This is a genomic window from Bacteroidota bacterium, assembly GCA_020161395.1.
In the GTDB taxonomy this organism is placed as follows: Bacteria; Bacteroidota; Ignavibacteria; order Ignavibacteriales; family Ignavibacteriaceae; genus UTCHB3.
In genome coordinates this window covers 20,428-34,078 of record JAIUOE010000008.1, presented here as the reverse complement: position 1 = coordinate 34,078, position 13,651 = coordinate 20,428, and the positions used below count along the sequence as shown (strand labels likewise).

Genomic DNA, 13,651 nt, shown 5'->3' with positions numbered 1-13,651 from the left:
TTGTTAAGTTAATAATAAAAAATTACATCGTCATCCCGCCATCGACGGCTATAACCTGTCCGGTTATATAGTCGGCAGCCGGAGAAACGAGGAACGCAACAGTTTTGGCGATGTGTCCGGGCTCTCCGAGAGCTTTTAGCGGAATATGATTTAATAATTCTTGTTTGATATCGTCTTTAAGTTTCGCAGTCATGTCGGTCTGAATAAAACCGGGGGCAACTGCATTACAAGTAATATTTCTGGAAGCAACTTCCTTCGCAACAGATTTGGTAAAGCCTATCATGCCCGCCTTGCTGGCTGCATAATTGGACTGTCCGGCATTACCGGTAAGACCCACAACAGAAGTGATGTTGATTATTCTTCCAAATCTCTGCGACATCATCGGCTTCATTACAGCCTTTGTGTAGTTAAAAACGCTCTTAAGGTTGGCATCCATTACTTCGGTGAAATCGGCTTCTTTCATCATCATCAGAAATTTGTCGCGGGTGATTCCGGCATTGTTCACCAGGAAATCACATCCGCCGAGATTCTGAACAGTGAAATCGACCGCTTTTTGAGCATCCTCAAAACTTGCAGCATCAGCCTTGAATCCGAGTACTTTTCTTCCTTCGGCAGCGTGCTCAGCCTCGATGGCTTTTGCAGCTTCTTCCGAGGACTGATAAGTAAAAACGACAGAGCAGCCCTGTTTTGCCAGCTCTTCAACTATCGCTTTTCCGATTCCTCTGGAGCCGCCTGTTACGAGTGCTCTCTTCTCTTTTAATTCTGTCATATTGGGTTCGAAATATATTAAATATTAGTTAATAATGAATATAGAGCTATAAATATTTTTCAATATCTGCGTATTTATCTATTCCGGCGGTTGCAACAGAGGGGTCAATCCTCTTTACAAGACCCTGCAACACTCTCCCCGGACCCACTTCGACAAATTCATCGAAGCCGTCAGCTATCATGTTGCGAATTGTATCCTCCCACAAAACAGGTGCAGTTACCTGTAAAAAGAGATTTTTCTTTATCTCTTCCTTCTCTGTGACGGGTTTGGCGGTCACATTTGCGTAAACCGGAAATTTTGCGTCATAGAAATGAACTGTATCAAGTTTTGCTTCGAGTTTGTCTTTTGCAGATTGCATAAGCGGGGAATGAAATGCTCCCGAAACGGGAAGCTGAGTGACAAGCCTTGCCTTGGCTGCTTTTGCAAGTTCCATCGCTTTCAATACACCATCGACACTTCCCGAAAGAACAATCTGTCCGGGCGAATTGAAGTTGGCACATTGAACTATGCCTGTTGCGGATGCTTCGGCACAAATCTCTTCGAGAGCGGGTCTGTCGAGACCGATTACCGCAGCCATTGTACCGGGAAAATCGGTTCCTGCCTGCTGCATTGCCTGACCTCTGAACCTCACGAGCTTTACAGCATCATAAAATTGCACGGCGTTGCAGGCAACCAGAGCTGAATATTCACCGAGTGAATGCCCCGCAGCTCCTTCAAAATCGAGTCGTCTTAGAAGTGATGCAAGCACAACGCTGTGAACAAAAATTGCAGGCTGTGTATATTCAGTCTGCTTCAGATCGGTTTCGGGACCGTTAAACATTATAAAGGAAAGGGGAACTCCGAGCGCATCATCTGCGGTCTTTATCATTTCTTTGGCTTCAACAGAATTGTCGTAGAGGTCTTTTGCCATTCCGACATACTGGGAACCCTGTCCGGGGAAAAGTAGAGCCCTCTTTGCCATTTTAGTCCATGCTCCAGGTAAGATAAATCGAACCCCATGTAAATCCGGCACCAAAGGCGGCAAGAATCACATTGTCACCTTTTTTTACTTTTCCGGCTCTGTAATATTCTGCCAGACAGGTGGGGATGGTTCCCGAGGTTGTATTTCCATATTTTTCAATATTCAGCATCACTTTGTCCATACCGACTCCCATTCTGCTCGCAGTGGAATCGATGATGCGAAGGTTTGCCTGATGTGGTGCGAGCCATGCCACATCCTCACCCTTCAAACCGTTTTTCTCCATAATCTCAGCCGATACTTCTGCCATTCCGAGAACTGCTCTTTTATAAACAGCTTTCCCTTCCTGATAGAGGTAGTGCATCTTGTTGTCAACGGTCTCATGTGATGGTGGATTAAGGCTTCCGCCACCTTTCATGTGCAAATAATCGGCTCCTGAACCGTCAACATGAAGTATCGAATCCTTTATTCCAAGTGATTTATCTTCAGTCGGCTCAAGCAAAACCGCTCCGGCTGCATCTCCGAACAGTATACAATTGTTCCGGTCAGAGTAGTCCACAATGGAACTCATCTTGTCAGCACCGATTACGACCACTTTCTTATATGCGCCCGATGCCACAAGACTGGCACCAGTCTGGAGCGCAAAAAGGAATCCTGAGCACGCTGCTGAAAGGTCGAATCCCCACGCGTTTTTCGCTCCGATTTTTTCCTGTACCAGGCATGCGGTTGCAGGGAAAAGCATGTCGGGGGTCACGGTGGCAACAATAATTGCGTCAATCTCTTCGGCTTTCAGGTCCGATGAGTCCATTAAATCTTTTAAGGCACCATATGCAAGGTCGCTTGTGGCACCATTTCTTAAAATTCTTCTCTCTTTAATTCCGGTTCGCGATACTATCCATTCATCATTCGTATCAAGGTAACTTGAAAAATAATCATTGTCGAGCACCTCATCAGGCACATACATGCCTACCGCGGTAATCGTGGCATTTATTTTGGAATTGTTGGTCATTCGGGGTTTCCTTCGTTGTGGTCGATATTACGGATTGCAATCGCACTCGCGAGTTTCGCAAGCAGGTCTTTCCGGTGTGCTTCTGCAGCTTTGTGTATCATATTTTTAATTGCAAGAGGTGAACTTGATCCGTGTCCTATTATCGTTATCCCGTTCACACCGAGAAGTGGCACACCACCGTAATTTTCATAGTTGAGCTTGGAAAAGATCGATTTTAGTGAACTTTTGAACAAGCCAACTTTAATTTTATTAAAAATGCCCTGATCTGCATACTCTTTGAAGAGATGCTTCAGCAGGTACATTACTCCTTCTGCAAACTTTAAAAGGATATTGCCTGTAAAACCGTCACAGACGGCCACATCCACATTTCCTTTAAAAATATCCTTCCCCTCTACATTCCCGATAAAATTGAGACCGAGAGGCTTGATCATCTGCAGGGCTTTTTTTGAAACTTCGTTCCCTTTTGTTTCTTCCTCGCCCACACTTATAACACCGACTCTTGGATTTGGCTTTCCAAGCATCTCTTCGGCATAAATGGAACCGAGGACGGCATACTCCGCAAGGTGATGGGCTTTCGAATCAACACTCGCACCGGCATCAAATATTGTGCAAAAACCGCCGATACATGGCATCAGTGTGCCAATCGTAGGGCGGTCTATTCCTTTAATTTTCCGGTAAATTAATGTTGAAAACAACATAACTGCACCGGTGTTTCCGGCACTCACAAATGCATCAGCCTTGCCGTCTTTTACAAAACGCAATCCGATTGCCAGTGAAGAGTTCTGTTTTTCCTTGTACGCCTGTGATGGCTGATCACTCATCATCACAACCTGACTTGCGTCTATGATACGGTTTTTGTCGAATTGTAGATTACTCTCCGCAAGCACCTGCTCTATCCGGTTTTTATCCCCGGAGAGCCACACTTCCAGATCATTATCTTCCTTCTCCGCATCGATAGCCCCTTTTATCTCGTTCAGGGGGGCAAAATCCCCACCCATCGCATCAAGCACAACTCTACACTTGCCGGACAATTTTCCGGGGCTTTGCATATTATTCGCCGTTCAGACTATTTCTTAGGAAGAAACATCGATCTTCCTGCATAATATCCGCAGGAAGGGCATGCATGGTGATTCATTTTCACTTCACCACAATTTGGACATGAACCTACTGAAGGAGCAACAGCTTTGTAGTGTGTTCTTCTTTTGTCTCTTCTGGTTCTCGACATTTTTCTTTTAGGATTTGGCATCGCTAATTTCCGTCAATTTAAGTTATTAATTAATCTTCTTTAAAATCGTCTTTTAGTTTCTCAAGATCCGCCCAAACGGGGTTTATCGGGTCTTTGTCACATTTACAATCACTTTTATTCAGGTCTGTTCCGCAGCGGGGACACAACCCTTTGCAGTCTTCACTGCACAATTTCTTGAATGGAATATCAAGATAAGCATAGTCGTACAACTCAGTTGTAATATCTATTTTATCCGCTTCCCTCGACAAATAATTTACATCAGGATCATCAGTTTCCTTGCTTCTTTCATCAAAAAGATAGAGAAGTGTAAAGCCTATGTCCCGCTTTGACTCGAGGTCTGCCGTGCATCTGTCGCACTCAAATTTCGCATTTACAAGCAAATTCACATCCACCAAAAGCTGCTGATGTGTCTTGTCAATCGATATAAAAAGTTCGTATTTACCGTAAAATGGGGCTTCCAGACCAAGTTCTGACACATTTCCTGTGTAATCCAACTCGTTCCTGCCAAACTCCAATGCGGATATCTTTATTTTCAACGCAATTGTCCAAAAAATCGAACTACAAATATAAGAACCCAAGACCATTATTACAAATAATTTATTGAGATCACTTGTAATAGCTATGAGCTTTGAACTATGATCTATGAGCTGAGACATACGAGCCCTTGTGGCGACATATGGGTAGAAACACAACGACCAATTAAATAAAAGCCCTTGTGGCGACATATGGGTAGGTGACGCAGATACACGCAGATTAAACAGATTAACGCAGAGTGGCTTATGGTTACACGGATTTCACGGATTAAACACGGATCCCACGGATGGAAGAATGGAACACGGATAAAACCGATTTAACGTGCCGAAGGCATCCCTTTGGGAGATTGCCACGGATTTTCAATCTGTATTGTTTATTGACAAATTATCATAATCTGAAAAGGAGCGACAATCGTCCCCGATTGTCCTACCGAAAAACCCAAACAATCTGAAAAGGAGCGACAATCGTCCTCGATTGTCCTGCCGACAAAACCCAAACAATCTGAAAAGGAGCGACAATCGTCCTCGATTGTCCTACCGACAAACTCTCATAAACTGAAAAGAGGTGACAATTGCACAATTATTCAGGCGAATGTCAACTGTGTTTTCTTGACTTATCTCTTTCCGTTTCTTCCTCCAACCTGAAAGCAACAATTTTTTGGATAAGCTCGACCGGAAGCGGTTGACCAATTGGGAATTGTATCGTGCCTTTTGAACACTTCCATTGCTTCAATTCCTCTGCGAAGGTTGCCACACCCGAGGCTCCGGGGAAAAGGCTGACATGATTTTTGAAAGCTGCAAAATACACAACCACCCGCCGGAGACGAAAAGCGGGCATGCCATAACTTATACACTCCGTTGTTCCCGGTGCAGCTTCAGAAATTATTTCGCGCAGCGAACGAAGCATTTCCTTTGCTTTCTCATCAGCTTCAGAGATATACTGATCTATCGAGGAGAGGTCTTTTCTCAAAATCGGAGATCCTTTAGTGATTATTAAAATTCGTCTGCCCAAAATACGAATCTAGGGGTAAAGATAAAACTGTCGTAGCCGGAACAGCCACAGAAAACCCCCTCTCAAAGCGGGATAGATATTGTGGCCAACCATACACATAATCCCGCGATTGTTCATTCCCGTTCTAACAAAATATCTTTAAACCACTGCAGTATCCCAAATCAAAGCCCTCAATAACATAAAAAAAAGGGGTCACCCACATCAAAGATGACTTTAACAACTTCTCAAAAACAAGTGAAGAACGGCTAAACAAACGGCTTAAAGACCAAGGTAAACCGGGCGTGAAATTTTAGGTAAATGTTTAGATTTGAACTTCAATTAGATTTATTTTTTGCACTGGACAGAGTACAGTTGATAATTTAATGGGATAGTGTTTTATTGAAGAATTGAAAACCAGAATTACCAAAAACACAAAAATAATCATAGATAAAGTTGATTTATTAGAAACCTTTGAAAATGAAAAAATTTAATCCTTATCGTAATATCTTCTATTACTTCAGAGGAGCTCACGGTTCCAATAGAATAGCTGAGAAACAAATTGAAGATAATACTACTAAAGCATTGATAAACACATTGGAATACTCTAATGTTGAACTTCTCTATCATCTTCTAAAAAATCTAAATATTCCGTTTGTCACAAACCAGATTCCCAATTATGATATGCAGGTTTCTGAACTTTACAGCCGACCTGATGCACAGATCCAAATAGGCAAAACCGATTATTATATTGAAAGTAAAGTGCAGGCTCGGTTAGAAGAGAAACAGATCAATAATCATCTGGCGTCAATTGGAGAATCACATCTAATTATAATAACTCCTCGCTATTCTGATCTGAGTGTAGTCAACAAAATCTCCGATTCTCGTCTGAGGTTTATTACCTGGGAAGAGATTTATCTTATATTCAATAAATATTTAATGAACAGAAAAAAAGTCGAGGATAATTTCATCATTATTCAATTTCTTAAATACATGGAGAACATTGGTATGGCACCGTTTAATGGATTCACAAAAGAAGATTTTGATTCCTTTTTATATATTGATGACGATCCAAAGAAAGAGATAAGATCAATAGTAAAGCAGAAACTAATAAAATATCTGGATGCAATTCAGATGGAAATACAATCCATTCCATCGTATAAAGGATTGAAAGTTGAAGTTGGTAATTTACAAGTGAAAAGTGATCACATTTGGGGAACCTTGTCTGATGAAACTAAATCCAAAGTTAATGTCCCCCATTTTAATTTTGTTCTCGATAGGAACACCTTTTCAATCGGCTTCATTGTAGAAGGCAAAACCCCGGCTGATAGATTTTACCAATATGTTAATGCAAAACCTTACACTCTGTTAGAGTTGTTAAGCAACTTGCCAGGATTTCATTATGAACTCCAAAAACGGGAATTTAAAAGAATAAGGACTTATGATAATATTCCGGTCGCATCGGTTAAATGTGGTGTGGATATTAAGTTTGATGATGTCGTTTTTATTCAAAAGAAGGCCGATCAATACCCATTAATCCTTACCTGGTGTCACTTCAGCTTTGAACGGGACGATAAAATATTAAACTCAAAAGACTTTGTTAAGACTTCGATTGATTATTTAAATCTGTTACGACCACTGTATGATTTTTCATTAGGAAAATAAATAGAGATAGAAATTAAAGGAAGCAAATTTTCAGCAGAATGTTCTTTTGGATCCTATTCACGAGTATTAAATATTAAGGTTTGTAAGAAAGTAAAGTTTCATAATATTAATTGACTAAATTTGGAGATTCCAAAACATCAGAATTCTTCATTTCCCGTTGCTAAAAATGTGGAAATATATAGAGTCTTGTTAGATATTCAAACACCAAACGGAAGAAAACCCATCCAAAAGAACGATAGGTATTGAGACTATTCAATCAGGCAATACATTAAGTACCTCTGCCGGTCTCATATGATATCTCGGAGCCACCACGACCTACCAGAGCGAAGCACTGAACAGCATCAAACAAGAAGTCACCCGAATCAAAAATGACTTCAATAACTTCTCACAAACCAGTGAAGAACTTGTTAAACAAATGGCTGAAGGATGAAGGGAGACCTGGGATGAAGTTTTAGGGTGGCTTATTTTTTTCTTGGACCCTTGAAGTCGATTAAAATTGACTTCTTGGGTCTTGTTTTGAAAACTTTGGTTTTATAATAGCTTGTACTGGTTCACCAAAAAGTGGAATAATTAGTTAATTAAGATATTCACCATTTCGAAAATATTTCTCTGAAATCTTGAAAGTTGAGCTGCAAACAATTTATTTTTCCCTCTTCGCTTGAAACAATTTTAATAAAATCTAATCCGCATCACTAAAATTCTACTCCCCCCTGAACGCCCTCTGAAGCTGTACCTGAAAATTGTCCTCCAGTTCCTGCAGCTGAGATTTCATTTTTTGTTTTAACAATTCAACACTGTTTACGATTAACGAAAACTTGATTTGAGTTTCAAATGAAGGCTTGATAAATTTAATTTTTTGAAATTCACCTTTGGTTAGTATTCGCTTCATTCCGTTAGTTGCATGATTTTGAATATGGACTTTTGTCATTTTCAAAAGCCAATAAAAAAATAGTGAATTCATGTCTGAATTAGGTTCAATCGCATTTATTTGTTGGTTGAAGGAGACCTTCCTATCTGTGATTCCTGCTCGTCCGATCGATTCTATGCTTCCCGCAATACATGCAACCAAAATAGAATTGGGATTTACAAATCTCGCCTTCGATAAACCACTTTCTGATAAATACTCTGTTGCCTGTGTGATAAAAGTCTCTTCCAAAACAATATTATCTGTTTTGATCCATTCAATAAATCGAGGAGAATAGTTTGTTGGGTCATCGCGAGGAGGTGTATTTCCTGTAATCACTTTTCCAAGTTCATTTAATTGCTTCTTCCCCCACCCCTTCGGATTACTCACCGGATCCCCAAATATATCCAGGAAAACTGCTTTGATATAATCATCCAAATGCAAAATTGCCTGTTTTCGTTTTTCAATGAGTGATTGAGCCAGATCAAGAATTTTTATAACATTCCTTTGAAATTCAATCGGGAAAATTGGGAGAATTATATTTTTTATATATTCCTTTGAAATATGCTTTAATCCGGCTCCCTTAAATCCAAGTTCGAGAATATGAACATTTCCATAAAGATAATAATATATAAATTTTGTTTCAACAGAATCTGTAAACTCGGGTTTTAAGTATGCAACTAAACAATCCGTCGAAACTGAAAATTGTGAATCATTGAAGTGAATACTGGCATTTCCCCCTGTTCCAAATATCAGACTTGGGGTATTAAATTGAGCAGTATTCAGATATTTTGATAATGTTGAACTTGAAGTATAAAATGGGAAAAGACCTGTGTCCAAACCTTCTCCAGCTTTGAAAGTTGATTTATTATTAAAGTTGAAAATTTCAGCAAATTTAAAGTGTACTATCTTCATAACTTCTTCAACTCATTAATCCCCAGCAATATCTCATTTTCAAGAGCCTCAATCTTAGCCAAAATTTCCTTCGGGTCTTGATAAACAACATCTTTATGTTCTGCAACCTTATACCTGTTGATGCTTAAATCGAGGTCGTTATTTTCGATTTCTGCTTTCTCGACATAGAAAAATTTACTGCCTCTGTCATTCTCCGTTTGTTCAGTTCTTGAATTCCACTTTGATACGATATCGCTCAGATCATTGGCATCAATTTTATTCCTTTTGTCATCCAGACTGTAGCCATCAGCCTGCATGTCATAAAACCACACGTTTTCAGTAGTACCACCTTTGACAAAAACCAAAATGGCGGTACTCACTCCTGCATAGGGCTTAAATATTCCGCTCGGCATCGAAATAATCCCCTGAAGTTCACAATCATCAAGTAGCATTTTCCTCGCCTGTTTGTGGGCATTACTCGAACCGAACAAAACACCGTCAGGAACAATAACCCCAGCCCTGCCTCCAATTTTTAAGGAATTGATGATTCTGTTCAAAAACAAAAGCTCCGTTTTTGTGGTTTGCAGCGATAAGGAATCGTTGATATCTCTCTTGTCAATGCTCCCCTTAAAAGGTGGATTTGCCATGATAACATCGTAAATCCCGTCCTCATTATAGTATTTGGAAAGTGTATCTTTCTGTTCAATATTCGGACTTGAGATACCGTGCATCATAAGATTCATCAGAGCGATGCGAACCATGCTTTCATCGGCATCATAACCGTAAAAAGTCTTCTCCTTCAGATGCGTCCATTGTCTTTCATCCGTGAGTTTGTCGCCGAGCAGACCACGCACCAATCCGTTTTCGTCAACCTGCTGATTCTGCTCACTCGTAAATTGTGTGATGATATGTTGATATGCACCCAGTAAAAAGCCTGCAGTTCCTGCTGCCGGGTCGCAGATCGTGTCGCCCAGCTTTGGGTTTACCAGTTCACACATAAGTTGAATAATATGTCTTGGAGTTCTGAACTGCCCCAGTTTACCCGCAGTGGTAATCTCGGAGAGTAAAAACTCGTAGAGGTCGCCCTGTGTATCCTGAAAGCCCTGCCCTTCCATCTGTTGCTTTAAAATCTCTTCAAAAATTTCATCGATAATTGATACAGCTTCAACCAGGAGGGACGGCTTCGAAATGATAAAAACAGCATTGGCCATATATTTTGCAAAAGGAGCATCATCTTTCCCCAGTTTTTTGAGGAACGGGAAGACATTATTTTGAATATGGTCGCGCATCTCTCCCCCCTCCAGTTGTCGAAAATGGCTCCACCTGAGAACCTCTTTTTCACCTTCAAAAAGGGATTGATAAGATTCGCCCGTAAATTCCGAATCCTGTTTCTTTTTAAGATCAAGTTCATCCAGCCGTTTCATAAACAGCAGATATGAAATCTGTTCGATGGCGGTAAGAGGATTTGCAATTCCCCCGCTCCAAAGTTTATCCCATAGACGGTTGATTGATGATTTTAGAGTCTGATTAAGCATAGTTTAAAATTCTGTCCGTTAATTGTAAAATTTCCTGTTGCAGTTGATGATCGAACAATCCCAAAAAGCCGTTATTGTGGAATTTTGTGAATGGTTCGGATACCAGATCCTTTTTACTCAGTTCCCCATTTTCAATGATAAATGATTGAAGAGTCTGAATAAACTGAATCTGTTTTGTTGTTAAATTATTGTGTTCGGCAATAAAAGCGTCAAAAGCGGTCGTCACTTTTTGCGGGAACGATACCAATCCACTAACCCCCATGATATATTTAATAAGGTCGAGAAATTTAACTTTTCGTGCTTCATATGCCTTTTGTAAATTTTCCTCTGTGGGGTAAGGATCATTTTCCTGTAAGGTGGCAGCGAGCTGGTTTAATTCTTCATCTGTAATGCTTTCACCAAGTTTGATCTTGCGAAGCACGGCATTTTTTTGTTCAAGGTTTTTGATAAGAGCCTCCACACGATCACGGTATTTTTGCACGGTGATTCTTCCGTGACCGGGACCAAACTTGATATATCGTTTTTCATGTGTAACATCCTCCAGATCGAGTGACACCTGGTTTTGTTTTACGGGGTCCCGCAACTTCATCAACGGACCCAGTTTTTCAATCAGGAGATTCAATTCCGGTTCACCCCCTTTTTGCAGATAACCATCTGTCAGGACGGAATTGATCAGATCCTTCTGATTTGCCACCACATTTACACTCAGGGGAAGATCAGCAACCATTTCGATTATTGCTTTTGAAGTTCCGGAAAGCTGATTCTCTCTTAACTTCTTTTCCTGTTTTTCATCAATTTTGGCGATTGAATATAACAGCACCTTCAATTCGAAATACATCGCATCAAAATCTTCACCCGAACGGGTACGCATCAGGGGAGCTATCTCCTTCTGCAGAAACTCGGTTTTTTCTTTTGTCAGGTCTGACCAGTAATTATCGTCGATCCGGTCAAGTTTCGTTTTTGCATCAAGGATTACCACATTGTTCTGGGGCAAGGAGGCTATTTCAGCTTTCAGCCTGTTTATGCAATCTTCAATGATCGGGGTCTTTTTTAACGACTGAGCCAAAGTCAGTTTTTGAAGCCGGGTTAAAAACAGTCTGACGGGTAACGGAATGGATGGTTTCTCAGTTACCCCGCCGGGCTCAATCATAAAGTAGTCAAAGTTCCCCCAGCAGTCGATTATCAAAAACTTCTCTTTTGTTTTGCACCAGGGTTTTATCTTTTTTGGTTCGAGAAGGCGGGTTCCCCGTCCGATCATCTGCCAGAATTTTGTATATGAAAAGACAGGCTTGGCAAAAACAAGATTGACCAGTTCCCTGACATCAAGACCTGTATCGAGCATATCAACACTGATTGCGATGCGGGGGAAGTTTTTATTCACAAATTGATCGAGTAATCCCCCCTTGCCGTAAACTTTTGGGTCCTCAGATACAATTACTTTTGCGATCTCCCCTTTATATTCGGGAAAGAGGTCATCAAAAACTTCCCGAAGCCGTTGTGCATGCGCAATTGTCATTGCAAAAAATATCGTTTTCCCAGGAAGAACTCCGCTATCGTCTTTTATACACTCTTCCATAAATTCCCTGACAATCAGGGTATTGGTACCAAGATTTGTAACACTCTTCTCGATTTCGGTACCTTCGAAATTAATCTCCTCGGGTTCTTTCCCGGCTTTGAGTAACCGCTTTTGATCCTCAATCGAAATTGTCTCTTTTCTGATCCCCTCTTTTAAGAATCTCGTTCTGATTTTCAGAACCTCAAAATCGCAGAGATAGGGAGGATTGTTTTTTAATGCCTCTTCATAGGAATACGCAAATGTCGGGAGTCCGTCTTCACACTGAAAAAGTTTAAATGTATTCCGTTCAAGAGCATCTTTTGGGGTGGCTGTTAAACCGGTTTGAAGGGCATCAAAATAATCGAATATGTTTTTGTAAACATTGTAGATTGACCTGTGACTTTCGTCGGCAACAATCAAATCAAAAAAGAAGGGACTCAGCCTGTAATCGTCATCTTCAATGATATTAAGCATTGTCTGGTAGGTTGTCACATAAACTCTCCGGTTTGTGACAAATTTGGTTTCACCCCTCTGAGGCCAAAGGGGAGCATTGGGGAGATATTCCCTGAATGCATCAAGTGCCTGATTCATCAGGGCAATTCTGTCAACCAGAAATAAAACTCTTTGCACCCTGTTTGTCCTCATGAGAACATCAATCATCGACACACAGGTACGGGTTTTTCCGGTTCCTGTTGCCATAACCAAAAGAAATTTCCTTCTTGCGTGGTCGATACCTTCAAATACCGAACGGATCGCCTCAATTTGATAAGGTCTGCCACTAATCTCAGTATTTATAAGTTCTTTGGAGAGAGGTTTTTCATGTTCCCGCAGGAACGATAACCTTTCAAGGTCTTTTTTTGTAGGGAATCCATAAACTTTGCGTGGAGGGTATTTCTCAGTATCCCAGAAATAGATGTCATTGCCATTGGTGTAAAAAACAAACGGCAGTTTACCTTTTAGTTGAGCCTGAATGTTTTTTGCGTACTGCTTTGCCTGTTCCTGACCAATTCTTGCATCACGGGAGGATTTTTTTGCTTCAACGACCGCCAAAGGATAACCGTCATCACCGAGAAGAGCATAGTCAGCATAACGATGCCCGTCATACACATGCCCATCTTCCTGTACGGAATCCGGGCTTTTGATCTTTATATCCAGTTCTCTTTTGACTTGGGCAGGATTGTTTACATTCCAACCGGCTTTGGCGAGCCGATGGTCAATTATATCCTGGCGCGTTTTAGCTTCGTTCATAATAAAATTCAATAATTTAGATTCTGCTAAATTATGAATATTGTCGGAATATCCAAACTACACCAAAAGCAAATTACAGGTTTAATTTCTTTTATTAACATGTTCCGGGCAGAAAAAGCGATTCTTAAAGGTCACCGATTGTGACCTTAGAAATTTGACTTATAAAAATCAGTCATCAAATCAGAAGTGTGGACTTTGTTATAATCACATTTCTGAGACCATTTGTAATATGTGGGCCTGATTATCCATTCTCTATATAAAACAGAATCCATAAAGAGTGAACTGCTCTGAGGTGAAATGGATATTTCAAAATATATATGTTGCCATAATTCATAGGTAATTTCTTA

Annotated in this window: 11 protein-coding genes; 1 reads left to right on the top strand and 10 read right to left on the bottom strand. The window is 40.6% G+C overall.

Features of this window, described 5'->3' with window-relative positions; genetic code table 11:
- Window positions 1-22: 22 nt before the first annotated feature.
- The 7 genes from fabG to LCH52_12700 all read right to left on the bottom strand — a co-directional run bounded on the left by fabG (window position 23) and on the right by LCH52_12700 (window position 5,485).
- Window positions 23-769 (bottom strand): 3-oxoacyl-[acyl-carrier-protein] reductase, encoded by a 747-nt coding sequence (gene fabG, locus LCH52_12730; protein ID MCA0389347.1) that lies wholly within the window; start codon window positions 767-769, stop codon window positions 23-25.
- Window positions 770-815: 46 nt separating this feature from the next.
- Window positions 816-1,730 carry an ACP S-malonyltransferase gene (gene fabD / locus LCH52_12725; GenBank protein ID MCA0389346.1) on the bottom strand — a complete coding sequence of 305 codons (915 nt, stop codon included), beginning with the start codon at window positions 1,728-1,730 and terminating at the stop codon, window positions 816-818.
- Between the two features lies 1 nt (window position 1,731).
- Window positions 1,732-2,736 carry a ketoacyl-ACP synthase III gene (locus tag LCH52_12720; GenBank protein ID MCA0389345.1) on the bottom strand — a complete coding sequence of 335 codons (1,005 nt, stop codon included), beginning with the start codon at window positions 2,734-2,736 and terminating at the stop codon, window positions 1,732-1,734.
- A complete protein-coding gene (gene plsX, locus LCH52_12715) occupies window positions 2,733-3,785 on the bottom strand; it encodes a phosphate acyltransferase PlsX (protein ID MCA0389344.1) in 1,053 nt (350 codons plus the stop codon). Before plsX ends, LCH52_12720 begins: the two co-directional genes overlap by 4 nt.
- A 17-nt stretch (window positions 3,786-3,802) precedes the next feature.
- Complete coding sequence (rpmF, locus tag LCH52_12710) at window positions 3,803-3,982, bottom strand: 50S ribosomal protein L32 (protein ID MCA0389343.1); 180 nt, start codon at window positions 3,980-3,982, stop codon at window positions 3,803-3,805.
- Between the two features lie 29 nt (window positions 3,983-4,011).
- Window positions 4,012-4,518 (bottom strand): DUF177 domain-containing protein, encoded by a 507-nt coding sequence (locus LCH52_12705; protein MCA0389342.1) that lies wholly within the window; start codon window positions 4,516-4,518, stop codon window positions 4,012-4,014.
- 592 nt (window positions 4,519-5,110) lie between these two features.
- Complete coding sequence (locus LCH52_12700) at window positions 5,111-5,485, bottom strand: DUF1801 domain-containing protein (protein ID MCA0389341.1); 375 nt, start codon at window positions 5,483-5,485, stop codon at window positions 5,111-5,113.
- Between the two features lie 498 nt (window positions 5,486-5,983).
- On the opposite strand from LCH52_12700, the gene LCH52_12695 reads away from it, so the two are divergent.
- Window positions 5,984-7,168 (top strand): hypothetical protein, encoded by a 1,185-nt coding sequence (locus LCH52_12695; GenBank protein ID MCA0389340.1) that lies wholly within the window; start codon window positions 5,984-5,986, stop codon window positions 7,166-7,168.
- Between the two features lie 700 nt (window positions 7,169-7,868).
- Here the strand turns inward: LCH52_12695 and LCH52_12690 are convergent.
- Genes LCH52_12690 through LCH52_12680 form a run of 3 tightly spaced genes read right to left on the bottom strand, consistent with a single transcriptional unit; the run spans window position 7,869 to window position 13,304 of the window.
- The gene (locus LCH52_12690; GenBank protein ID MCA0389339.1) at window positions 7,869-8,987 is read right to left on the bottom strand and encodes a restriction endonuclease subunit S; all 1,119 of its coding nucleotides are present in this window, start codon (window positions 8,985-8,987) and stop codon (window positions 7,869-7,871) included.
- On the bottom strand, window positions 8,984-10,501 hold the full coding sequence (locus tag LCH52_12685; GenBank protein MCA0389338.1) for a type I restriction-modification system subunit M: 1,518 nt from the start codon (window positions 10,499-10,501) through the stop codon (window positions 8,984-8,986). The genes LCH52_12690 and LCH52_12685 overlap by 4 nt, the downstream gene beginning before the upstream one ends.
- The gene (locus LCH52_12680; protein MCA0389337.1) at window positions 10,494-13,304 is read right to left on the bottom strand and encodes a DEAD/DEAH box helicase family protein; all 2,811 of its coding nucleotides are present in this window, start codon (window positions 13,302-13,304) and stop codon (window positions 10,494-10,496) included. Before LCH52_12680 ends, LCH52_12685 begins: the two co-directional genes overlap by 8 nt.
- Window positions 13,305-13,651: the final 347 nt, after the last annotated feature.

Excerpts from the sequence above, each read along its gene's own strand:
- fabG (MCA0389347.1), bottom strand. The coding sequence starts at position 769 with ATGACAGAATTAAAAGAGAAGAGAGCACTCGTAACAGGCGGCTCCAGA.
- fabD (MCA0389346.1), bottom strand. The coding sequence starts at position 1,730 with ATGGCAAAGAGGGCTCTACTTTTCCCCGGACAGGGTTCCCAGTATGTC.
- LCH52_12720 (MCA0389345.1), bottom strand. The coding sequence starts at position 2,736 with ATGACCAACAATTCCAAAATAAATGCCACGATTACCGCGGTAGGCATG.
- plsX (MCA0389344.1), bottom strand. The coding sequence starts at position 3,785 with ATGCAAAGCCCCGGAAAATTGTCCGGCAAGTGTAGAGTTGTGCTTGAT.
- rpmF (MCA0389343.1), bottom strand. The coding sequence starts at position 3,982 with ATGCCAAATCCTAAAAGAAAAATGTCGAGAACCAGAAGAGACAAAAGA.
- LCH52_12695 (MCA0389340.1), top strand. The coding sequence starts at position 5,984 with ATGAAAAAATTTAATCCTTATCGTAATATCTTCTATTACTTCAGAGGA.
- LCH52_12690 (MCA0389339.1), bottom strand. The coding sequence starts at position 8,987 with ATGAAGATAGTACACTTTAAATTTGCTGAAATTTTCAACTTTAATAAT.
- LCH52_12685 (MCA0389338.1), bottom strand. The coding sequence starts at position 10,501 with ATGCTTAATCAGACTCTAAAATCATCAATCAACCGTCTATGGGATAAA.
- LCH52_12680 (MCA0389337.1), bottom strand. The coding sequence starts at position 13,304 with ATGAACGAAGCTAAAACGCGCCAGGATATAATTGACCATCGGCTCGCC.